The sequence below is a fragment of the Anaerolineales bacterium genome (assembly GCA_019637805.1).
Taxonomy (GTDB): Bacteria; Chloroflexota; Anaerolineae; order Anaerolineales; family UBA11579; genus JAMCZK01.
Window position 1 is genome coordinate 1,038,218 of record JAHBVB010000001.1, and the last position, 23,218, is coordinate 1,061,435.

The 23,218-nt window shown below is 59.5% G+C and carries 21 protein-coding genes; 10 read left to right on the forward strand and 11 right to left on the reverse strand.

The genetic code is table 11. The features are described 5' to 3' along the window. Position 1: 1 nt before the first annotated feature. The 11 genes from KF885_05065 to KF885_05115 form a co-directional block, all read right to left on the reverse strand. Positions 2-244 carry a hypothetical protein gene (locus KF885_05065; GenBank protein MBX3048526.1) on the reverse strand — a complete coding sequence of 81 codons (243 nt, stop codon included), beginning with the start codon at positions 242-244 and terminating at the stop codon, positions 2-4. Then, positions 225-1,289: an ABC transporter ATP-binding protein gene (locus KF885_05070; GenBank protein MBX3048527.1), complete on the reverse strand. Its 1,065-nt coding sequence runs from the start codon at positions 1,287-1,289 to the stop codon at positions 225-227. Before KF885_05070 ends, KF885_05065 begins: the two co-directional genes overlap by 20 nt. Further along, positions 1,289-2,269, reverse strand: coding sequence for an ABC transporter ATP-binding protein (locus tag KF885_05075; protein ID MBX3048528.1), 981 nt, complete (start codon positions 2,267-2,269; stop codon positions 1,289-1,291). Before KF885_05075 ends, KF885_05070 begins: the two co-directional genes overlap by 1 nt. Before the next feature lie 30 nt (positions 2,270-2,299). Further along, a complete protein-coding gene (locus KF885_05080) occupies positions 2,300-3,646 on the reverse strand; it encodes an ABC transporter permease (protein ID MBX3048529.1) in 1,347 nt (448 codons plus the stop codon). A gap of 31 nt (positions 3,647-3,677) precedes the next feature. Then, positions 3,678-4,640, reverse strand: coding sequence for an ABC transporter permease (locus KF885_05085; protein MBX3048530.1), 963 nt, complete (start codon positions 4,638-4,640; stop codon positions 3,678-3,680). A gap of 334 nt (positions 4,641-4,974) precedes the next feature. Further along, positions 4,975-7,521, reverse strand: a complete 2,547-nt coding sequence (locus KF885_05090) for a hypothetical protein (GenBank protein ID MBX3048531.1) — start codon at positions 7,519-7,521, stop codon at positions 4,975-4,977. A 304-nt stretch (positions 7,522-7,825) separates the two neighbouring features. Continuing rightward, positions 7,826-8,569, reverse strand: a complete 744-nt coding sequence (locus KF885_05095; GenBank protein MBX3048532.1) for an HAD family hydrolase — start codon at positions 8,567-8,569, stop codon at positions 7,826-7,828. Next, the gene (locus tag KF885_05100; protein MBX3048533.1) at positions 8,569-9,588 is read right to left on the reverse strand and encodes a D-2-hydroxyacid dehydrogenase; all 1,020 of its coding nucleotides are present in this window, start codon (positions 9,586-9,588) and stop codon (positions 8,569-8,571) included. The genes KF885_05095 and KF885_05100 overlap by 1 nt, the downstream gene beginning before the upstream one ends. A 115-nt stretch (positions 9,589-9,703) precedes the next feature. Continuing rightward, positions 9,704-10,381: a hypothetical protein gene (locus KF885_05105; protein ID MBX3048534.1), complete on the reverse strand. Its 678-nt coding sequence runs from the start codon at positions 10,379-10,381 to the stop codon at positions 9,704-9,706. An 87-nt stretch (positions 10,382-10,468) separates the two neighbouring features. Then, positions 10,469-10,702 (reverse strand): hypothetical protein, encoded by a 234-nt coding sequence (locus KF885_05110; GenBank protein MBX3048535.1) that lies wholly within the window; start codon positions 10,700-10,702, stop codon positions 10,469-10,471. After that, the gene (locus tag KF885_05115) at positions 10,702-12,282 is read right to left on the reverse strand and encodes an aldehyde dehydrogenase family protein (GenBank protein MBX3048536.1); all 1,581 of its coding nucleotides are present in this window, start codon (positions 12,280-12,282) and stop codon (positions 10,702-10,704) included. The genes KF885_05110 and KF885_05115 overlap by 1 nt, the downstream gene beginning before the upstream one ends. Positions 12,283-12,661: 379 nt before the next feature. On the opposite strand from KF885_05115, the gene KF885_05120 reads away from it, so the two are divergent. The 10 genes from KF885_05120 to KF885_05165 all read left to right on the forward strand — a co-directional run bounded on the left by KF885_05120 (position 12,662) and on the right by KF885_05165 (position 23,208). Then, the gene (locus KF885_05120) at positions 12,662-13,018 is read left to right on the forward strand and encodes an NADH-quinone oxidoreductase subunit A (GenBank protein ID MBX3048537.1); all 357 of its coding nucleotides are present in this window, start codon (positions 12,662-12,664) and stop codon (positions 13,016-13,018) included. A gap of 68 nt (positions 13,019-13,086) precedes the next feature. Continuing rightward, a complete protein-coding gene (gene nuoH, locus KF885_05125; GenBank protein MBX3048538.1) occupies positions 13,087-14,274 on the forward strand; it encodes an NADH-quinone oxidoreductase subunit NuoH in 1,188 nt (395 codons plus the stop codon). A 26-nt stretch (positions 14,275-14,300) separates the two neighbouring features. Beyond that, positions 14,301-14,819, forward strand: coding sequence for an NADH-quinone oxidoreductase subunit J (locus KF885_05130; protein MBX3048539.1), 519 nt, complete (start codon positions 14,301-14,303; stop codon positions 14,817-14,819). Between the two features lie 10 nt (positions 14,820-14,829). Continuing rightward, on the forward strand, positions 14,830-15,135 hold the full coding sequence (gene nuoK / locus KF885_05135; protein MBX3048540.1) for an NADH-quinone oxidoreductase subunit NuoK: 306 nt from the start codon (positions 14,830-14,832) through the stop codon (positions 15,133-15,135). A 6-nt stretch (positions 15,136-15,141) separates the two neighbouring features. Then, positions 15,142-17,307 carry an NADH-quinone oxidoreductase subunit L gene (gene nuoL, locus KF885_05140; protein ID MBX3048541.1) on the forward strand — a complete coding sequence of 722 codons (2,166 nt, stop codon included), beginning with the start codon at positions 15,142-15,144 and terminating at the stop codon, positions 17,305-17,307. Between the two features lie 6 nt (positions 17,308-17,313). Then, complete coding sequence (locus KF885_05145; protein MBX3048542.1) at positions 17,314-18,888, forward strand: NADH-quinone oxidoreductase subunit M; 1,575 nt, start codon at positions 17,314-17,316, stop codon at positions 18,886-18,888. A gap of 19 nt (positions 18,889-18,907) precedes the next feature. Further along, positions 18,908-20,386, forward strand: coding sequence for an NADH-quinone oxidoreductase subunit M (locus tag KF885_05150; protein MBX3048543.1), 1,479 nt, complete (start codon positions 18,908-18,910; stop codon positions 20,384-20,386). Further along, positions 20,387-21,835 carry an NADH-quinone oxidoreductase subunit N gene (locus tag KF885_05155; GenBank protein ID MBX3048544.1) on the forward strand — a complete coding sequence of 483 codons (1,449 nt, stop codon included), beginning with the start codon at positions 20,387-20,389 and terminating at the stop codon, positions 21,833-21,835. It begins immediately after the preceding gene. A 55-nt stretch (positions 21,836-21,890) separates the two neighbouring features. Then, positions 21,891-22,187, forward strand: coding sequence for a hypothetical protein (locus KF885_05160; GenBank protein ID MBX3048545.1), 297 nt, complete (start codon positions 21,891-21,893; stop codon positions 22,185-22,187). Beyond that, positions 22,180-23,208 carry a F0F1 ATP synthase subunit A gene (locus KF885_05165; protein MBX3048546.1) on the forward strand — a complete coding sequence of 343 codons (1,029 nt, stop codon included), beginning with the start codon at positions 22,180-22,182 and terminating at the stop codon, positions 23,206-23,208. Before KF885_05160 ends, KF885_05165 begins: the two co-directional genes overlap by 8 nt. Positions 23,209-23,218: the final 10 nt, after the last annotated feature.

The window sequence follows — 23,218 nt, forward strand, 5'->3', positions numbered from 1 at the left end:
TTCACGATCGCTCGCGGTCTTCGTAATAGTCTTCTTCTTTTCGTTTCTTGATCCGCTGTACACCGATCATGGCGATGCCGATGATGCCAAAAAGCATCCCAACCAGCGAAGTGCCGTAGGCTAAGAAAGCTAAGAAGAAGTTGATCTTGACTATGCCCAGGACGAACATATAAGGCATGACGAACCCAAACAGGACCATCAGAAAGCCGTAGACCAAATATTGCTTAGCGCTTAACTGCAGCAAGTTTTACCTCAAGCTCTGGATCATACAACCAGCACAAGGTTAAGTAATTGCTCTCGGGTTGGGTCTCTGGCGGCTCCTCCACATCACACAGCCCTTCCATAAAGTGAGGGCAGCGGGGGTGGAAGCGGCAGCCGGTTGGGGGTTTCACCAGGCTGGGGGGCTCGCCAGGGGGCACATCTTTGTAATGCAGGGCATTGTCGGCATCCGGGTCGGAGGTGGCCGCTAACAGCGCTTGGGTATAGGGATGGCGGGCATTCTTCAGCAGCGCCTCCATCTTGGCTTTTTCGATCAGCTGGCCGGCATACATCACGAAGATGCGCTCAGAGAAGTAGCGCACGGTCGACAAGTCATGCGTGATGTAGATCACGGCCAGGTTGTGGCTCTCTTGCAGGCCGCGCAGCAGTTTCAGGATCTCCACGCGTACAGAAGCGTCCAGCATCGAGACCGGCTCGTCGGCCACGATCAACTTGGGCTCCAGGATCATCGCCCGCGCAATTACCACGCGCTGCGCCTGGCCGCCGCTGATCTGATGGGGGAACTTTGGCAACACCTCCGCCTGGGGCGTCAGTTTCACCTCCTCCATCACTTTGTAAATGCGGCGCATGCGCTCTTCTTTGTCATTCACGCCGTGAATGATCAGCGGCTCTTCCAAAATGCGCTCGATGGTCATGAAAGGCGGCAGCGAACCAAAGGGGTCCTGCTGTACATAGCCCACCTGGGCGCTGTACCAGGACAGGTCTTCACGGTTGAACTTGCTGATATCACGACCTTCGAAAACGATTGAACCTTCAGTGGGCTTATTGATGCCAAGAATGGTTTTCATCAGGCTGGATTTACCGCAACCACTTTCGCCCACAATGGCGATCGCCTCACCCTGGTGCAAGTCAAAAGACACGTTATCCACCGCGCGCACATAACCGGCGTTGCCAAAGCCGAAGCGGCGCAGTTCAAACCAAACACGCAGATCTTTGATGGAAAGCAAGGTCTCGCTGGCTTTGCCATTCGGGCTGGCGGCCTGGGCCGCCTTCTTTGTCTTTGTTGCCATTACTTTTTGCGCTCCTTGCGACCAGGTTCGTACAACCAGCATTTTACTTTACGGCCCTCTTGCTCAAAGAGCGGCGGGTCTTGATCACATTTGTCAAAACGGTGCGCACAGCGGGCGGCAAAGCGGCAGCCCGTGGGCGGGTTGATCAGGCTGGGGGGCTGCCCGGTGATGTATTCCGGTTCCACCGTGGCGCGCAAGCGCGGCACGCTGGCCATCAGCTTTTGTGAGTAAGGGTGCAGCGGATCTTCGAAGAAGCGCCGGGCATCGGCATCTTCTACGATTTGCCCGGCGTACATCACTACCACGCGGTCGGCCAGCTCGCTGGACGTGGCAATGTCGTGGGTGATTAGAATGAAGCTGGCATCTGTTTCTTTTTTGACGCGCTTCAGCAGGTTCATGATGTTGGCCTGGGTCAGCAAGTCCAGCGCAGAGGTGGGCTCGTCCAGCACCACCAGCTGTGGGTTGGTTACCAGTGCCATGGCGATCGCCACGCGTTGGCGCATACCGCCGCTCAACTCGAAGGCGTAGCGGTCCAGAAAATCCACGGGGACGCCCACCTTCTTGAACATCTCTTTGGCGGTCTCCAAGGCGTTTTTCAGGCTCATGCCCATGTGGATGATCAATGGTTCCGCTACCTGGTCGCCCACCTTCAGCACCGGGTTCAGCGAGTTCATGGCTGCTTGCGGCACCATGGAGATCTTGACCCAGCGTACATCTTCGCGGAAAGCTTCGTCGTCCAAAGCCATCGTGTCCTGCCCGTTCAGGCGGACATGCCCGCTGTATTCATGGATATTGCGTGGGATCAGGCGCAGCAAAGCCTTAGCAAAAGATGTTTTCCCGCAGCCGGATTCGCCGATGACCACTACGGCCTGGTTGGACGGCATCTGGAAATCGACACCATCCACGGCTTGCACCACCCCTTTGGAGGTACGGAAAGACAGCTTCAAGTTCTCTACATCGAGTAGTACGTCGTTCTTCATGAGCGATAACGTTCTTTCTTAGTGAAAGGATTAAATATCCCGCAGGCGGGGGTTGAAGACCCGGTCCATCGCAAAACCTACCATCGCAAAGGCCAGGCCAGTCACGATCAGCAGGACCGCGGGTTCCAGGATCCAGTAGTAAAAGCCGTTATACACCGCGCCACCCGTTTGCCAGGCATCATAGATCACCTTGCCCCAGGTGGGCAGCACCGGGTCGCCCAGGTTCAGGGCCGCCAGAGTGGCTTCCAGGAACACGAAGGTAGGCACACCCAGCACCAATCCGGGGATCAGCAGGGGGGTGACACGCGGGATCATGTAGCTGAAGATGATGCGGCCGCTGCTGGCGCCATAAGACTTGGCCGCCTCAATGTAAGGCGATTCTTTGACCTGCAGGAAGATGGCCCGGTAGCTCTTGATCTCACCACTAAAAATGTTGAGTGCCACCGTAACGACCAGGATCACCCAAATACTGCGTGAATAGAACGTACCGATCATGATCAGGATGCTGAGCAAGGGTAGGTTGATACTGATCTCAGTGATGCGTTGGATCAATTCATCCACCCAGCCGCCGAACCACACGCCGATGGCGGCGAAGATCATCGACAGCACCGACGTTCCGAAAGAAGCCACCAGACCGAAGGCCAAAGCGATGGGGGTGCCCCATAAGATGGCGATGGTCAGGTCGCGGCGCTGGTTATCCGTGCCGAATAGACCGTGTACCTTGCCGTGCAGAACCACGTCAGATTTGATGATCTGTGAGCCTTCTTCAAAGCTGATGCCGTCGATCACAATTTGGTAGGTGCCTTTGAGTACATCGACCGCTTCGGTCTCAGGGTTATCGAAGAGGCCGATCTCCGGGCTCAACCCATTTAGGCGCCGCTGGAGCTTGGTGTCCTGCACCACCCGATAGGTGGTGTTGTAGTTGATGCCTTGTTCGATCAGGCGGATTTCCCGGCCATCCGGGGTGATCCAGAAAATGCTCACAAAAGGATTGCGGCTCTTAAAGGTTGCGGTGAAGCTGAAGACAATATCCTGTGGCGCCTCATCAGCTGTGTAGTCAAAGATGTAGGTCACCAACAAGGCCTCGCCCGGAGCACGCTCGGAAAGCTGCACATCAGTACCCGGGCTGCTGGGGTTAAGAATAATGGTTTCCGGCAACTTCTTGGAGCGAAAGATGTTTGTCCAGGCAGGCGGGGCCGTCTTGGGGTTCTGTCCCCAGATCGCCTCGCCGCCGCGCCACAAACGTATCGCTTCGTTCCGCGGAATGAAAATTACCGTCAAGATCGAAGTAATCACTAGCAGCGCGATCAAGATCAGCCCGATCAGCGCTGAGGGGTATTTGATCAGCTGTTTAAAACCGTTGCGTAAACCTTCCATGGAATAGGCACCTTACCTTGTTTGTCTTTTTTTAATCGCCGATTTTGACCCGAGGGTCTACCAGGGCGTACACAAAATCCAGCAAGAATACGGTCAGCGCCAGTAAGTAAGCGTAAATGATCGTAATCGCTACGATCACTGGCGTGTCGTACAGACCGATGGCGGTGATGTATGTGCGCCCCAAACCGGGCCACTGGAATACGCCCTCGGTCAGGATCAAACCGGTCCAGAGCGAGATCACTAGCAAGGCAAAGCTGGTGATGATCGTCGGCAAAGTCGGCCGCAGGATGTAGCGGTTTTGGATGTCTCGATCGCCGAGGCCTTTTGCTTTGGCCATTTCCACGTAGTCTTCACTGGAGTAGATCAGGAAGAAGGTGCGCCAATTGTAAATACTGATAAAAATGGAACTGGTAATGATCGCCGCAGTCGGCAGGATCAAGTGCTTGGCCACATTCAGCGCATACCCCAACTGATCACGCGGCGGCGGCGAATCGATCATGCCGCCGAACGGCAACCACTTGAGCACAGCCGCGAAAAGCAGAATGAGGAAAAGCCCGTAGAACCAGGATGGCGCAGAAGATGTGGGTGAGAAAGCGATGATCAGCTTGTCCCAGATATTGCCATAAGATCTTGAGAGCGCCAGGGCCACGCCAATACTTGCGAAGAAAAGTATCAGGTTGGATGCCCCCAGCAGGAGCAAAGTAGGCCCAAGCCGGTCTAGAATGATCAAACTCACCTGCCGGGAGCCGGTATCGCTTGACATCAGCTGTGCCGTGCCGAAATCCATCCGGATGGCATTCCATAGGAATGCCAGGCTGCGCACGGCAAAGGGGCGGTCCAGACCATAGCGTTTTTCGGCGCGCTCCACTTGGCTCAGGAAGAAAGCGTTCTTTTCTGCGGGGTCCATCAATTGGTATTCTTGATTGGCACGCAACTGCTGGCCAATGAACTCGCGAATCTGACCACGCACGATCTGGTCAACATAGCCACCCATATTCGCAATAAGTATCGTTAGATATACAGCAATAACCACACTAATAAACAACGTTACCGTCTTAACTGCGGTGTACTTGGTAACGCGTACCAGAGTGCTTGCTCGGCCAGACCCCTTCTTTGTTACTTGTTCTTGAGGTGCGCCTGGCTGAGCCTCGAGGCTTGTCACATCAACGCTCATAGAGATCTCTCCTTGCTCCGTGGTAAGGGGGCAGATAATCAATCATACCAAAAAACAACATTTGCACAATGAGAAATGATCTGGCTGGATAAACAAAAGAGGCAGGGCGTTCGCCCTGCCTCTTTGTTTGGCTTTTACGCTTCTAGTTCGTGAGTTACTCGGTCACGAAGTCGAAGGTGGCAAAGGCCGGGATGCTGACCGGGATGACCACAACAGCAACTTCCAGCTTGTTGGAGCCAGCGCCCAGGGCGGAGGTGGAGGCGCTGCTCAGGGTGACGGTGTAATGACCATCAGCAACCGGAGTAGCTTCGCCAGTCTCAACCAGAGTGCCCTCAGCGTCGTACAGCAAGTAGCTGACGCTGGTGATCTCATCGGCCGGGTACGCATCGCCAGCGAAGGAGACCAACACATCGAAGGTGGCTTCCTCACCCACGGTCACGCGGGCAGAACCATCGATCTCAGCGGTGGCAACCTTCGGCGCAGCGAAGGAGGACCATTTGTCAGCCAGGTCAGTGTAGTCGGCGTTGTGCACCAAGACGGCGGTCTTCTCTACCAAGAAGGCCTGATCCAGGATGTACGGACCGACACCCACCCACACGTGACCATGGTCGGCGTAGAAGCCGAGCAGGTTGTTGTAGCGGGCGCTCGCTTCGTCAGCGGTGATGTAATCACCCAAGACGGCAGCGAAAGGCACGTGACCTTCGTCAGCAGCCTGCTGCAGGTAGGTAGCCAGAACTTCCAGGCTAGGACCACCCACAAAGTTGGTCTGCTCGGTTTCCTGAACCACAGCCTTGTCAGGCGTGTAGGCCAGGTCGCCAGCGGCCTCAGCCAGGTTGGCAGCGGCAATCGCGTGCCAACCAGCATTGCCGTAGCCGTATTCCGGCCACAGGGTGGCAGCGCCAGCGCCAGCGATCAACTCAGCATCCTGAGTCCACACATCGGTGTAGTACTCGATCGTCAGAGGATCGGTGGAGGTGATGTTCCAACCCTTGAAGCCGCCCTTGAAGGCAGCCAGGCCGCCAGCGGCAGCTTCATCGTAGATGCTGCTGCCTTCGGTGCCGGTGGCAAAGGTCATGATCGCCGGCATGATGAAGTCAGCCACGGTCATCGGGCTGCCATCGTGCCAAGTGCGGTCATACAGTTCGGAGGGGTAGGTCACCACAGTCTTGACCAGGGAGGTCAGACCGTCGGGGTAAGCCTCGCCCACGGTGATGAAGGTTTCAGCAACGGGATCCCAATCGATCCAGGCCTCAGCCGGGACTTCATTGCCATCCACGAAGCTCAGGTCGACCCAGTCATAGGTGGTGCCGATGGGCAGACCTTCCTGAACGTAGACCTCAGCGCCAGCAATGCGCTGCGGCAGCGGGATACCGGTGTGCGGGTTCAGCAACACAGCGGAGTCACGCGTCAGCAGCTGCCATTGGTTGTCGTAGGTCCAGTTGCTACCACCAATCGGGTTGGCGGGTTCGACGAACAGGTCAGGGGTACCCCACTGCAGGGTGCCGCCTTCGCGATCATCGAAGCGCAGGGTGAAGGTGGTCAGCGGGTTGATGTCCACGCCAGCGGCCAAGTCGAACGCCACGGAGACGTTCGGCTGCCAGGGGCTGAAGGCCTGACCGTCGATCAACCAGACATGGAAAGCGTGCTCAGCAGAGTACTGCAGGGCGCGGCCCACCATTTCCTTGCGCTCATCCAGGTTGGAGTAAGCGGCATTGGCCAGGTCGTTCGCCAGGGCCTGATACGCAGGATCGATGTGGGTGCCAAACGACTGCCACAGGGTGGTGAAGCCGTAGGCGCTGTCCGGAGAATCAAAGAACTGGAAGTCACCAGCATCGTCGCGGGTAATACCACCCACGCCCCAGGCACCAGTGTACATGTGCCACAGGCCGTCAGCGGCGTTACCGCTCACCCACAGGGCGGCCAACTCCGAGGAGGTGCCGTACTGGCGGGTCACTTCGAAACCGATCGACTCGAGCTGGTTGGCGACATAGTCACCCACCGGCACGCGGGTGCCGTCGGCATCGCTGCGGATCAGGAAGATCAGGTTCAGCGGGGCGCCACTGTGGCTCCACACACCATTGACCAGCTCAGCGCCATCAGCTTCCAGCGCAGCGGAGATTTCCGCCTCGGCGCGGGCCGGGTCGTAAGCCAAGTCAGCTTCCAGACCACGGATCACGTCCACGTGGCGGGCATAATCCGGGAAGGCGGACACGAACGAGAAGAACTTCGGCGTGCCCAAGCCGCCATAAACTTCCTGGTTGATGTAGTCGCGGTCAATCAGGTTGTTCATGGCCTTGCGGATGGCCTGGTTGGTGAAGGGGTTGTAGACGCCGGTCGAGAACTCCGCGGGATTGAAGGTGATCTCGTAGTAGATACCATACTGGAACGAGCGCTCCAAGCCAGCGGCGTCAGCAGCCTGAACGTCCTGGGGGCGGGACAGGTTCGACGTGTAGATGTCGATGTCGCCAGCCGCGATCTGGGTGATCGCGGAGTCGCCACCAACAACCTTCATGCCGATCTCATCCAGCCAGCCACCACGGCGGGTGGTCTGGGGGGCGGCCTCTTCGGTCGCTTCTTCGGTTGCAACATCATCTCCAGTGGCAACCTCGGTCGCTGCCGGAGCAGGAGCCGCGCAGGCGCCCAACAGCAGGCTGAGGATAATCAGGCCACTGAACAGCGCCAAAATGCGATTACGGTACATATTTTCTCCTCCGTAAACTTTGAAAGTGGGATAGTCGGGGTAGATCTGTGTCACATGTTCCTTGCGGCAAATCACCTCCTCGGAAATCTAACGCTCTTGCTGGTCATCTGTTTAAAGTGTCAAAATCCAGACCAACCAGAACCGCACCGTAACACGATGCGGTCTTCATAGTATGAGCATTATAGGGCTTAATTCGCGGAATTATGCCATAGATTCCCGGAATCCCTGAAATTTGTTAATCTAAGCGCCCTAAAAGACCCTAAGAGGCGCATATCCTCGGTTTTAAGCAGGCCCGAGCGGGGAGTTAGCGGTTGCTTAGCAGCCCAGGCAGTTCAGCCAACGTGGCGATCACCGCATCCGGCTGGATGGTCTCGTCGTGGTCGCGGTTGGCCGCTTTGTCGGCCCGCCGCGTGATCCAGATGCTGTACAAGCCGGCATTGCGCGCTCCCAGAATGTCGGCGCCCAGCGTGTCGCCCACCATGGCCACCTGGGCGGGGGCCAAGCCCCATTCGTCCAGCCCGGTCTGGAAGATCAGCGGGTTAGGCTTGCGGATGCCGCAAGCCGCCGAGCTCAGCACGAAGTCCATATAACCGCGCAGGCCAGCCTTGTCCACCAGGGTTTGCACATCGGCGTCGTCGCTGGCGTTGGAGATAATGGCCATGCGGTAGCCGGCGGCCTGCAGCTGATCGAGCGTGGGCAGGGCATCTTCTTCGGGCTGCCAATGCGCCTGAGAGACGGCATACAACTGGCGCAGCGCGGTATTCATTTGCTCCTCAGTCAGGGCCGGTTGCTCCATATCCGCCAGCAAGGTGCGCAAAACATGCGCGGTGGTGTACTCCACAAATTCCGCATCGCGTTGGACGTAATAGTCTTGCAAACGGGCGTGGAATTCTTTCAGAAAGCCATCTTCCTTTAAAGGCAGGCCCTGGTCTTGCAAATAGCTAAGCAATTCCCGCATGGCCGTTTGCATCAGGTCCGGCCAGACCTCATCGCTATAGATCAGGGTGCCGCCCAGGTCGAAGATCACCGCCTTGATTTCTGAAGCCATCAATACCCCCGTTCAAGGTCTGCGCTGCTGATCAACTCCTCGCCAGCCAGATAGCGCTGCAAGTTTTGCTTGAAGAGTTCGAAAGCGCGGGCCGTGTAGTGCGCGCTGAGCCCGGCCACATGGGGAGAGACGATCACGTTGGGCATGGCCCACAGCGGGCTGTCGGCTGGCAAGGGCTCTTCGGGGAATACGTCCAGGCCGGCGCCGGCCAACTGGCCCTTGTCCAGCGCGGCCGCCAAGGCCGTGTGGTCCACCACGCCGCCGCGCGACACATCTACCAGGAACGCGCCGGGCTTCATCGCTTCCAGCTGCCTGGCGCCGAGCAGGCCGCGCGTCTCGGGGGTCAGCGGCACAGTCACCACCACGAAGTCGCATTCCTTCAATAAGCTGCGGATCGCCTTGCCGGGATACAGGCGTCGCAGCAATTCTCCGTGTGGGTCGCCCGCGCCCTGGGCCTGGTAGTCGGCCTTGTCTACGTTCAACAGGTCGCGGCGACTGGCCAGCAGCGTGCAGCCAAAAGGCTGCAGCAGCTGCGCCAGCCGCTGGCCCACGGAGCCATACCCCACAATGCCCACGGTGCTGCCCGCCAGCTCGCTGGGCACAAAGCGCGTCAACCGTTCTGCAGACCAGTGGCTGCGACCCTGGTCTGCCAGCATTTCCGGCACGCGGTGGCCCAGGGCCAGCAGCAAGGTCAGCGCATGCTCTGCCACTTGGGGCGAGTTGGCCCCGCTCAGCGTGGTGACCTGCAGGCCTTCCTTGGCCATGATCGGCGCGTCCAAGTAAGCGTCAATCCCGGCCACATGGAACTGGATCCACTTCAGCTTGGGCGCCTGCTCCGGCGTGGGCAGGGCGCGGGTGGCATACAGCACCTCGGCATGCTCCCAGGTGCCTTCCGGGATGGACTGATTGTCGCTCTTGGGCAGGTTGCGCACCTGGTAGTCAGGCGCCATCTGGCGCAGCTCGTCCATCTGCTCAGGGCTGAACGGGGCTGCGATCAGGATTTCTTTCGGATTGCTCATGTTCTCATAACGTTCCTACTAGAAGGAGTAACACTCACTGGCATAGAAAGTCTTGCGATTAAAAAACACTCGCCGACCTCCGGCGAGTGTTTTTGTTTGCACAACCGATCACAGCCTAGTCTTGGGCAAAGATCTCCACCCAGAACCAAGCGCGCCCGTCCGGGCCCAAGCCAAAGATGGTGCCGGAGTCGCTGCGCAGCATCCAGTAGCCGCGGTAGATGCCGCGTACATTGGGCGCCTGCATGGCGACGCTCATATCGATGCGCTCACCGGGCTGGATGTCTTTGTCAGTGTAGTCTTCAAAACCCTGCACCGATTCGGCGCCCATCAGTTCACCATCCACAAAGATGGCGGCAAAGCCTGGGGTCCACGGGCAGGTGCCCACATTCCTCAGCACCCAGCGCTTGCTAAAACTCTTGTTGATCTCCATCTGGGTGCCGTCGGGGATGGTTTCGTAGGTCAGCTCGGCGCGCAGACAACCCAGGCTGGCACCGCCACCGCCGCCACTCGCCGGGGGCTGGGTGGGCAGCGGAGTGGAAGTGGGCGGCGTGCCCGTCACCGTCGGCGTAAGCGTGGGCAGTTCCGGCGTATTGGTCGCCGTGGGCGGCACTTCTGTGGGGGTGGCCGTGGGCGGCGCGGCCTGGGCGGTTTGCGTCAGGCTTTGCTCATAGATTAAAGCGGCCTCGGTCAGCACCAGGGAAGAAGAATCGGCGCTGGGGCTGCCACCGCAGGCGCTGAGCGCGAGGGCCAACAGGCTGAGGGGGATGATGAACAACAGGCGTTTTCGGTTCATTGCATATCCTTGGTGGCCCGCAGGCCGGGTTTCTCAAGCCAGGATTATATCCCCCGCGTCCGCCGGATTCTCAGCGCTAAGTTTCACTTAATCTTCGTGATGGTGAGGGCGGCCCAGCAAGCCCAGCTTGCGCAAGGTGCGGAAAGGCCGTTCCGCCTGGAACGGCCTTTCCGGCTTGCGCAATATCAGCCAGGCGAAGAGCAGCAGCGCCAGTGAGCCGCCGGCGATCTCCAGTTGGAACTGGCCCACGCTGTAGGCGGCGAAGGTCAGGAACAGGCCAAACAGCCCAGACCACAGCGCGAACTTCGCCAGGCGTCGCATTACTCGATGACCGTGTTGACCTGCTCGCGCATGTATTCCTGCACGTAGTAATGGCCGCCGGCATTCTTGCCGGTGGAGCCGGAACCCTTCCAGCCGCCGAACGGCTGGAAGCCGGGCCAGGCGCCGGTGGTGGCGCCCTGCGGCCGGTTGGCGTAGGTCACGCCGGCCTCAATGTTCTCGAAGAACCACTGCGCTTCGTCCGGCGCGCCGTAGAAGCCGGCGGTCAGGCCGAAGTCGACGTCGTTGGCCAAGGCCATGCCCTCTTCCAGGTTCTTGATCTTGTGCACCATGGTGATCGGCAGGAACATCTCGTGCTTCCACAGGCGGTGCTCCAGCGGCACGTTGGCCGCAATGGTCGGCTCGCAGAAGTAGCCCTTGCCCAGCTCGCCCTCGGTCAGCACCTTGCCGCCGGTGACGAACTCGCCGGCCTGGGAGAGCTCCTCGGTGTAGCCCTTGAAGCTCTCGTAGGCGCTCTGGTTGACCACCGGGCCCAGGAAGACTTCTTTGCGGGTCGGGTCCCCGATGTTCAGGCCGCGGGTCACTTCGGCCAGTTTGGCCAGCAGTTCTTCGTACACTGGCTCTTCTACATATATACGTGAGGCTGCCGAGCACTTCTGGCCCTGGTTGCCGAAGGCCGAGCGATACAGGCCCTGCACGGCCCGCTCCAGGTCGGCATTGCGCGAGACCACCGCCGGGTTCTTGCCGCCCATCTCCAGGATGGTTGGCCGCGGGTAGCGGCCCGCCGCAAAGCTGCGGTAAATGCCCATGCCCACATCCACCGAGCCGGTAAAGGTCACCCCGTCGGTCAGCGGGTTGTCGATCAGTGCCTGGCCCACTACGGAGCCGCGGCCGGTGACGTAGTTGACCACGCCGTCGGGGAAGCCGGCATCTCGGAAGCACTCTGCCAGCAGGCGCGAGGTCCACGGGGTCACTTCGGCCGGCTTATACACCACTGTGTTGCCGGCGATCAGCGCCGCGCCCATCGGGCCGCCGGTCAACGCCGCCGGGAAATTGAACGGGCTAATCACCACCCAAACGCCATAGGGGCGCAGCTTGGAGGTGTTGCGTGCCTGATACCCCTTGAGCGGGTCCTGGCCCATTTCCACGACGAAGCCGTTATTGGCTTCCATCTGGTCGCAGGCATAGCGCATCAGGTCAGAGGTCTCGGCCGCGTCGGCCAGGGCTTCCATGCGCGTCTTGCCGCCTTCCAGCGAGATCACTGCCGCGATCTGGTAGACGCGCTGGTCAATGATCTCGGCCGCTTTGCGCACCAGCGCCACGCGCTCCTGCCAGGGCCGCCGGCCCCAGTCCTTGGCAGCCTGCTTGGCCGCCTGCATCGCCAGTTCGGCCTCGGCCGGGCCGCCATCCTGAAAAGTGCCTAATATCAGGCTGGTATCGATCGGCGAGCTGTCTTCGGATTTCTTGCTGGTGAACACGTCTTGGCCGCCGATCCACATCGGGTGGTCTTGTCCGGCGGCCGCGCGCATCGTTTCCACTGCCTTTTCGTACCCCGTATGCAATTCTTCCGGGGGATCGAACATGGTGGCATAGGTAAGTCTAAACTTACTGCTTTCAGCCATTGAATTCTCCTCTTTCGGGTGGTGAGGTCAGTATAGCGTAGCTCATCACGCTCGGCAATTCAGCGAGGCGCATGGGGCATCTGCGCCTTGTCCGCCCAGCCGTGCTCCTTAACGCAGCGGAGGACCTGCAGCGCGTCTTGCACTCTGTCCTCCTCAGCTCTTCATCCTGAAGGCAGCGAAGGACCCCGACCCCGGGTATCTTATTGGGGCGGTGCGAATAGATCAGCAGCGGTGATCAGGCATCGGCAATTCCGTAGTTTTGCGTAGTTTCGTTTGCGGAAAGTTGCACAAACGGCAACCTGTGGTAAAATCCACAAAGTCTATTTTTCGGAGTTCGTCACCTCAAATCCCAAGCCTCTTTGCGGTAAATAAGGAAGTTATGCAAAACACTTGGATATTTATCGGAATTTTTGTCGCTATGGCGGCGGTTTTCCCTCTGCTGCCCATCGTGGTCGCCAAATTCCTGGCGCCAAGCAAGCCCAACGCCATCAAGCTGGACACCTACGAGTGCGGCATGGAAACCGTCGGCGATACTTGGGTGCAGTTTAAGGTGCAGTACTACATTTATGCCCTCATCTTCCTGATCTTTGATATCGAAGTCGCTTTCCTGTTCCCCTTTGCCGTGGCTTTCGATATGCTGCCGCTCTTCGCGGTGGTCGAAGGAATCATCTTTATCCTTATTCTGGTTGGCGGTCTGTTTTACGCCTGGCGCAAAGGCGCCCTGGAATGGACTTAGTTCACAGGAAGAAGGCTGGTGTTGATCTGCCGGCCTTCTTTTTTGTTGCCTGAGGAGCCGAGAAAAACATGTCGTTTTGGCAAGACCCCGTTGCAGTAATTGGTCAATGGATCCTGGACCTGCTGATCAGCCTCAACCTGCCTGAGGCTTGGGTGACCTTCATCTACACGCTGCTGGGTGTGATCGTGGTCGCCTCCTTCGGTTTGATCCTGGTCATCTTCCTTATCTGGGTGGAGCGCAAAGTCGCTGCCCGCTTTCAGGACCGCCTGGGTCCCAACCGCGCCGGCCCTTATGGCTTGCTGCAGACCCTGGCGGACATCGTCAAGCTCCTGACAAAGGAGGACGTCGTCCCTGAGAAGGCGGACCGGCTGGTCTTCAATATCGCGCCGATCCTTTCCATGGTGGCGGTGCTGCTCATCTGGGCTGTGGTGCCCTTTGCCCCCGGCTGGATCGGCACCGACTTGAATGTCGGCGTGCTCTACATCGCCGCGGTCGGCTCTTTCGGCATCCTCTCGGTGCTGATGGCGGGCTGGTCCTCCAACAACAAGTACGCCCTGCTGGGCGCCTTTCGCGCCGTGGCGCAGCTGATCTCCTATGAAGTGCCCATGCTGCTGACCATGCTGGTGCCGGTGCTGCTGGCACGCGGCATGGGTATGGTGCACATGGTCACCGCCCAGGACACCTGGTTCATTTTCCTGGCCCCCGCCGCCGCAGTCGTCTTCCTGATCTCCTCCATCGCCGAGTTGGGCCGCACGCCCTTTGACCTGCTCGAAGCCGAATCTGAGATCGTGGCCGGCTACCACACCGAATACACCGGCATGAAGTTCGGCCTGTTCTTTGCCGCCGAATTCCTGCATGCCTTCACGGTCGGCGTGCTCTTCGCCATCTTCTTCCTGGGCGGTTGGCGCGGCCCGTGGGCGGAGCAGGCCCCCATTCTGGGTCTCTTCTACCTGATGCTTAAGAGCATCTTCGGCTACTTCATTATCATGTGGGTGCGCAGCACGCTGCCGCGTATCCGCATCGACCACATGCTGGCCTTCAACTGGAAGTTCCTCACCCCGGTGGCGCTGGCTTTGCTGATCCTCACCGCCTTCCTGGACAAGATCTTCTCCGAGACTGCGCTGCGCATTCCGGTCTTGCTCATCGCCAATCTGGTGGTGCTGGCGATTGGCTACGTGATCAGCTCGGCCATGACCCGCCGTCAGGCCAAAGAGCGCGTCAAGTTCAAGAAACGCCCGGTGGCCAAGCCGGCTTAGGCAGCCGCCCAGGAGCAATTTGGTTTATGACTGTTGAACAAGGCATCTTTCTTTTTATCAGCTTCCTCATCCTGTTCTCCGGGTTCATGATGGTGACGCGCTCCAACCTGGTGCATGCCGCGCTCTACCTGATCCTGGTGCTGTTCGGTGTGGCTGTGCTCTTCGTCTTGCTGAACGCCGGCTTCCTGGCGGTCGTGCAGATCATCGTCTACATCGGCGCCATCGCCATCCTGATGATCTTCGCCGTCATGCTCACGCGTGGCGACGTGACCGGCGAGGCGATCACCATGAACAGTGTCTTCGGCTGGGGTATGCTGCTCTCCTCGTTGTTCGGCTTCGCCCTCATTATTATGCTGGGGCAATGGCCGGCGGTCACATCGCTGGCTCCCGCTTTGCCCACTGGTTGGAATGAACTGGTGGAGATTGGTGTGGCTTTCCTCTCCCCGCAAGGCTTTGTGATCCCCTTTGAAGTGGCTTCGGTGCTGCTCCTGGCCGCGCTGATCGGCGCCCTGTATGTTGCCCGCGCGCCCAAGAAGGGTGAGTAGGAGTTATATGATCCCGCTTTCTTGGTACCTCTATCTCGCCGCCGGCCTGTTCGCGCTGGGCCTGTTTGGCGCAGTGGCCCGTAAAAATGCCGTGGCCATTTTGATGAGCGTGGAGCTAATGCTCAACGCCGTCAACATTAATATCGTCGCCTTTTGGCGTTACCTGGCCCCAGCAGAGATTGGCGGCCAGATCTTCGCCATCATGGTCTTCGCCGTGGCCGCCGCCGAAGTGGCTGTGGGCCTGGCGCTGTTTATCTCCATCTACAACAGCCGCAAGACCATCGCGGCCGACGAAATCAATCTGATGAAGTGGTAGGCGCTTGTGACGACTGAAACACTGATCTGGTTAATCCCGCTGCCGCCCCTGCTGGCGTTCTTCCTTATTCTGCTCTTCACGCGCCGCAACAACGCCCTCAGTCATACGGTGGGCGTGGCCGCTGCCGCCATTTCCTGGCTGCTGGGCATGCTGGTCTTCATCGCTGCGCTGGGTGTGGACCACTTTGGCGAGCACGTCTTCGCCTCGGCCATCAACTGGCTGCCCCTGGCGGACGGCTTCTTGTCGATCGGCGTGATGATCGACCCGCTCTCAGCCATCGTCCTGTTCTTCGTGAACTGGACCGTGCTGATGATCTTCATCTACAGCATCGGCTATCACAACTTCGGCCAACCGGTAGGAGACCACGACCACCCCGGCCTGCCGCCGCACGGCGCCAAGGATGCGAAGCATCCAGGGCACACGGTGCCCTCCATCGAGCCGATGTATGCGCGCTTCTTCGCTTTCATCGCTTTGTTCGCCTTCGGCATGTACACCCTGGTGGTCTCAGACAACCTACTGACCCTCTTTGTGGGCTGGGAGATCATGGGTTTGTGTTCTTACCTGCTGATCGGCTTCTGGTATGCCAAGCCCTCCGCCCGCGATGCGGCCATGAAAGCCTTCATGACCACCCGCATCGGTGACGTCTTCATGCTGCTGGGCATCGTGGCGCTGTACGCCGCCACCGGCACCCTCAATTTCCGTGACATTCTCTACAACGCCGAGGTGCTGGACATGCTGGCCCACAGCCCCAGCTTCATCGGCGGGCTGTCGCTGGCCGGGCTGATCAGCATTCTGCTCTTCATCGGCACGGTGGGCAAATCAGCCCAGTGGCCGCTGCACGTCTGGCTGCCGGACGCCATGGAAGGCCCGACCCCGGTTTCGGCCATGATCCATGCCGCCACCATGGTCTCGGCCGGCATTTATATGGTGCTGCGCATGTTCCCGCTCATCTCCGCCGGCTGGCACCACGGCGAGCTGACCACCGCCATGACCATCATGGCCTTCATCGGCGCCTTCACGGCGCTCTTCGCCGCCACCATCGCCGTGGCCCAGCGCGACATCAAGCGTGTCCTGGCCTACTCCACCATTTCGCAGCTGGGCTACATGATCGCCGCCCTCGGCATTGGCGCTTACGTGGCGGCCGCCTTCCACCTGGTTACCCACGCCTTCTTCAAGGCGCTGCTCTTCCTCGGTTCCGGTTCGGTCATCCACGGCGTGGAGCACGGCGTGCTGCATACCGGCGACCACAAAGTCGACCCGCAGGACATGTTCAATATGGGCGGCCTGAAGGACAAGATGCCCATCACTTTCTGGACTTTCCTGATCGGCGGGTTGGCTCTTTCCGGCTTCCCGCTGCTCACCTCGGGCTTCTGGTCCAAAGACGAGATTCTGGCCGACGCGTTTGCTCACGGCCATTTCGCTGTTTTCGTTGTCCTGGCCCTGGCGGCGCTGCTCACCGCCTTCTACACCATGCGCCAGATCACGCTGACCTTCCTCGGCAAGCCGCGCACCAAGGAAGCCGAGCATGCCAGCGAGAATGTCCCGTCCATGACCGTGCCGCTGGTTGTGCTCTCGGTCTTTGCCGTGGCCGCCGGCTGGGTCGGCATCCCCGAGCACTTCCCGCTCATCGGCGGCTTGCTGCCCAACTGGTTCCACCACTTCCTGGGTGGCGCGCTGCTGGAGCATCCCTCCGCCGTGGACTTCAACTGGATCCCGCTGATCGTCTCGCTGGTGGTGGCTCTCGGCGGCTTGGGCCTGGGTTATCTGGTCTATCGCAATGCCGGCCAGACCGACCCGCTGCGCAAGGCGCTGGGCCCGGTCTACACCCTGCTGGAAAACAAGTACTACTTCGACGAGCTCTACCAGCGCATCTTTGTCAAACCCGCTCAGGCTTTTTCCGAGAACTTCAGCTATCGCTTCCTGGACGGCGTGGTGATTGACGGCCTGCTGCACCGGGCCGCCCGCGGCGCTATGGGCCTGGGCCTCATCTTCCGCAACAAGTTTGAAGGCCCCGTGATCGACTACGCAGCCGATTTGCTGGCGAGGATCACCCAGGCCGCCGGCCGCCTGCTGCGCATCATCCAAACTGGCCAGGTGCAGCAGTACCTGCTGTGGGTGGCGCTGGTGGTCTTTGGCGGTTTCTTCTATTACCTGCTCAACATTTTGCAATAGGCGACCATGGACTTTATTAATCAAAACATCCTCTCCCTGATTTTGTTCAGCCCCTTGCTGGCGGCTCTGGTGGTGCTTTTGCTGCCTGGGCAGAACAAAGACCTGGCCCGCCGGGTCGCCTTTGCCCTCAGCCTGGTGCCGCTGGCCTTCACGCTGATCGCCTGGTTCGGCTTCGGCGCCGCGCCTGAGGTGGACGGTTTCCGCATGCAGGAACAGCACGTCTGGTTCCCGGCCATCAATGCCAGCTATCACCTCGGCATTGACGGCCTTTCCCTCAGCATGGTGCTGCTCACCGTCATCTTGACCCCGCTGGCCATCCTGGCCTCTTTCAGCGTGGATGACAAGGTCAAGGCCTACATGGCCCTGTTCCTGGCCCTGGAAACCGGCATGCTGGGCGTCTTTCTCTCGCTGGACCTGCTGCTCTTCTTCGTCTTCTGGGAAATTGGCCTGGTGCCGATGTATTTCCTGATCGACCAGTGGGGCAGCAAGGGCGGCGAGCGCCAGCTGTGGAACGGCATCAAGATGCCTTCCCGCCGCTACGCCGCCTTCAAGTTCATGGTCTACACCATGGCGGGCTCCCTGGGCCTGCTGGCCGCCATCCAAATGCTCGGTGTGGTGTCCGGCAGCTTCGACCTGCTGGCCCTCTACCAAAGCTGGCCGGCTCTGACCGGCACGCTTTTTGGCTATGAGATCGGCACGGTCAAGGCCGTGGCCTTCTGGGCTTTCGCCGTCGCCTTCGCCATCAAGGTGCCTATTTGGCCCTTCCACACCTGGCTGCCGGATGCGCACACCGAGGCGCCCACGGCCGGCTCCATGATCCTGGCGGGTGTGCTGCTCAAGCTAGGCGCCTACGGTTTCCTGCGCCTGGTGCTGCCGCTCTACCCGGAGCAGGCCCAGCAGTATGCCCCGGTGCTGGCCGCCCTGGCCACCGCCGCCATCATCTTCGGCGCCTTCTCCGCTTTTGCCCAAACTGACTTCAAGCGCCTGGTGGCTTACTCTTCGGTCAACCACATGGGCTTCGTCGTTCTCGGCATCGCCGCCGCGGCCTTCGCCGCCGGCACCGAAAGCGCCAACATCGCCGTCAACGGCGCCGTGCTGCAGATGTTCAACCACGGCATCTCGGCCGCCGCCATGTTCTTCATGGTCGGCATCATTTACGAACGCACCCACACCCGCAACCTGGAAGAGTGGGGCGGTTTGTTTGCCATCGTGCCGGTCTTCGGCGCGCTGCTGATCCTTAGCTCCATGGCTTCCTTGGGCCTGCCCGGCCTCAATGGCTTTGTTTCGGAATTCTTGGTGGTGCGCGGCGCCTGGCCTATCTTCACGTTCTACACCGCCCTCAGCATGCTCGGCCTGCTCTTTACCGGCGCCTACATTCTGAAAGGCATCGCCAAGAGCCTGCACGGCCCGCTCAACGAGAAGTGGCGTGTGGCCGAAGGCCACGCAGGCCACTTTGAGGATGTCACCCGCCGCGAGCTGCTGGTGCTTTCCCCGCTGGTTGTGCTGATGCTCTGGTTGGGCATTTGGCCGGCCTGGCTGCTGGACGTCATTAATCAAGCCATGTTGAAAATCTTTGGCTAGTCGGACATAAGGTGAATTGATGCAAATCCCCTATCTCCTAAGCGCCATCGTTCTGCTGCCCATTTTGGCCGGCGCGGTGATGCTTTTCCTGCCCCCCAAGAACCGTGATCTGATCTATCGCTTCGCGCTGGGCGCGGCTTTCGTCACCTTCCTGCTGACGCTGGTGGTCTACTTCGGTTTTGATGCCGCTGGACCGCAATATCAATTCATTGAGGATTATGCTTGGTTGCCGGCCTTGGGCATCTCGTTCAAGCTGGGCGTGGACGGCATCAGCGCCCCCTTGGTGCTGCTGACCGGCGTGGTCATTTTCACCGGCGTGATCATTTCGCAGCGCATCGAAGACCGCGTGCGGGAATTCTTCGCTTTCTTGTTCATTTTGGCCAGCGGTGTCTTCGGCGTCTTTGTGGCGCTGGACATGTTCGCCCTGTTCTTCTTCTATGAGATCGCCGTGTTCCCCATGTACCTGCTGATTGCGATGTGGGGCTGGAAGCAGACCCGGGAGTACGCCGCCATGAAGCTGACGCTCTACCTCTTCGTCGGCTCGGTGGTCGCCCTGGTTGGCGCTTTGGCGATGTACTTCGCCTCTGGTCTCAATACCTTCGATATGACACTGCTGGCGACGGCCAATTTCTCGCCGGCTTTCCAGAACCTGTGGTTCCCCTTCGTCTTCTTCGGCTTCGCCGTCCTGGGCGGCATCTTCCCCTTCCACAACTGGAGCCCGGTCGGCCATGTGGCCGCCCCCACGGCGGTGTCCATGTTCCACGCTGGCGTGCTGATGAAGCTGGGCGCTTTCGCCGCCCTGCGTGTCGGCATTATGCTGCTCCCCATCGGCGCCCAGACCCACATGTGGTGGATCATCCTGCTCACTCTGGTCAATGTGGTCTACGGCGCCTTTATCGCCATGACCCAAACTGACTTCAAGTACATGATCGGTTACTCCTCTGTCTCGCACATGGGCCTGGTGGCCATGGGCTTCGCCACCCTGGACTACAACGGCCTGGTGGGCGCCAGCGTGCAGATGGTTTCCCACGGCGTGATGACCGCCCTCTTCTTCGCGGTGGTCGGCATGATCTACGACCAGGCCCACACCCGTGAAATTCCCAAGCTGGGCGGGCTGATGAAGATCATGCCTTTCGCCGGCGTGGGCTTCATCATCGGCGGTCTGGTCTCCATGGGCATGCCCGGCTTCTCCGGCTTCATCGCCGAGTTCCCGATCTTCATGGGCCTGTGGGCCGCCAATTACCCTTGGATCGCCATCATCAGTGTGGTTTCCATCGCCGTCACCGCCGCCTATATCCTGCGGGCGGTGGGGCAGGTCTTCTTCGGTGAGCTGCCGGCGGACTTGGAAGGCCACATGCACGATGTCAAGCCTTCGGAAAAATTGGCCATCGGCATCCTCTGCTTCATCATGATTGCCATCGGTATTTACCCCAATGTGATTATGCCCATGGTGCAGCACGGCGTGAACGCCGTGTTGGCCCTGCTGGGAGGCGCATAAATGTTTTCTTCGATTACTGCTGACATGCTGTTGGCTATCCTCCCGGAAATTTCTCTGCTGTTGCTGATGCTGGTCGTCTTTGTTGCCGACCTGGTGCTGCACGGCAAGAACAGCCCCTTGCCGGCCTGGATCACGATTGGCGGCCTGGGCCTGACCCTGCTGGCCACCATCGCCTTTGCCCAGCCCGCCGCGCAGCCGCAGCTGCTATGGGGCGGCATGCTGCGCCATGACTGGCTGGCCTTCATCTTCAAGGTCATCTTCCTCTTCTCGGCTCTGCTGGTTACCTTGCTGACCGTGGGTTGGCAGAAGCTCTGGTATAAGGGCGAATACTACATCCTGCTGCTGGCCTCCACCATGGGCATGACCCTGATGGGCGCTTCGGCCGATCTGGTTATGCTCTTCCTGGCCATTGAGACCACCTCCATCCCGCTCTACATCCTGGCCGGCTTCGTGACCACCGACCGCAAGTCCAACGAAGCGGGCTTCAAGTATCTGCTCTTCGGCGCGGTCACCACTGGCATCATGCTCTACGGCTTTAGCCTGCTCTATGGCTTTGCCGGCACCACCAACCTGTACGGCATCGCCAGCGGCATGGCCGCCTCCGGCGTGCCCATTCCGGTCATCGTCGGCGCCCTGCTGTTGGTGCTGGTCGGTTTCGGCTTCAAGGTCTCCATGGCGCCTCTGCACTTCTGGGCGCCGGATGTCTACGAAGGGTCCCCCACGCCCATCACCGCCTTCCTCTCCACCGCCTCCAAGGCGGCCGGTCTGGCGGTGCTGATGCGCGTCATGCTGGCGGCCTTCCCCGGCATTCAGCCGGAATGGCAGAACATCATTGCCGTCGGTTCGGCCCTCACCATGACCATCGGCAACCTCATCGCCCTCAGCCAGCACAACATCAAGCGTCTCCTGGCCTACTCCTCCATCGCCCACGCCGGCTATTCGCTGCTGGCCGTGGCCGCCGCTTCGGAGTTGGGCGTGCTCAGCGTGGTCTACTACCTGCTGGTCTACACCGTCACCCAGATCGCCGCCTTCGCCGTGGTCATTGTGGTCTCCAACGTCACCGGGTCAGACGAGATCGCAGACTTTGCGGGCCTGCATCGCCGCAACCCCATGCTCGCGCTGGCTTTGCTGCTCTCCTTCCTCTCGCTGGCCGGCATCCCGCCCCTGGGCGGCTTCATCGCCAAGGTGCTGGCCTTCGCCGCTGCGGTGCAGGCGGGCCTGATCTGGCTGGCCGTGGTGGGCGTGCTCAACTCCATCGTCGGCCTCTACTACTACCTGATCGTGCTCAAAGTTGCCTACCTGGATGAACCCAAGGGCGAGGCCGTCATTGCGCCCAGCCGCCCGCAGGCGGCCACTTTGGTGGTCTCCATCGTCCTGGTGCTTATCCTGGGCGTAGTGATTGCGCCCTGGTACAACTGGGCCGCTTCTGGCGCTGGCGGGCTTTTCTAGCCCGCCTCGCCGGTTTTATTGACAGCTTTTTCGATTGTGATACAATTCTCGAACGATGGGCCAAGCCAACAAACCTGGGCAGAATGACGCCCGCAGTCCGATTTCCTTGGCTTTGTTGGCGGCTGCTGCACTGGCCGGGCTCCTCACAGTTGCTATCATTTTCCTAGCTCTGTTCGCCGGATTATGGCTAGACAACTACTTTGCAGTGGAAAACCACATGTACACCTTCGGTTTGGTGTGTGCAAGTGTGCCCGTTACGCTAATGGCTATGCTGTGGGTCACGCGCGTGATTACCAAGCGTTTTGTGCCCACCAATTTACCGAAAGACGAGGAGGACGCGGCTAGTGGCTAAAGAAGAAGCCCCCCGCAAGTGGAAGTATGGCGTTAAGCGCTGGATTGCTCTGGCGATTATTGCCATTAATGTTTACCTGGTAGGGAAGATTCCCCCTCTGCGCCCGTACATTCAGTTGCCTGCAGAGCCGATCACCGGGACCCTGTTCACTTTCCCCTTCACTGGCGAGCCTTTTTACCTGACCAACACCATGTTGGCAGTCATCATCGCGGACATTTTGCTGCTGGGCGTGGCTTTTTTCGTCATTCGCCCGGCGCTTAAGTCTGGCAAGCAGGTCTTTACCGGCATCGTGGGTGTCATCGAAGCTCTGCTCGAGGGCATTTACAACCTGACCGAAGGCACTGCCGGCAAGTGGGCCAAGACCATCTTCCCCATCTTCGCCACGATTACCTTGCTGGTGCTGACCGTCAACTGGATGGAGCTCATCCCCGGTGTGGACAGTATCGGCGTGATCAACGAAGCCACCTACGAGCATGCCCACCACGTCGACCATGACCTGGACATCGCCAACGACTGCACCCAGGACGAGCTGTTCCGCATTGGCAGCCTGCCGGTGGTGGCGGTCAACGGCGTCACCAGCTGCGGCGCCATCATGGCACCCTTTGTGCGTGCTGCCGCCACAGACCTGAACTTCACCGTGGGCCTCGCAATTGTGTCTTTCCTGGCCATTCAGGTCATCGGTGTCCGCTCCCTGGGGCTGGGCTACTTTGAGAAGTTCATCAACATCCGTGCGCTGGGCAAGCCCGGCATGGGCAAGATCGATTTCATCGTCGGTATCTTCGAGATCGTCTCGGAATTCTCCAAGATCATTTCGTTCTCTTTCCGTCTGTTCGGCAATATCTTCGCCGGCATGATCTTGCTGTTGGTTATCGGTACGCTTGTTCCGGTCGCGGCTCAGACCGGTGTGTTGCTGCTGGAATTTGGTGTGGGTCTCATTCAGGCTGTGGTGTTCGGTATGCTCACCATGATCTTTATGGCTCAGGCCACCCATTCGCATCACGGCGAAGAAGAACATCACTAAAAAATTGTCT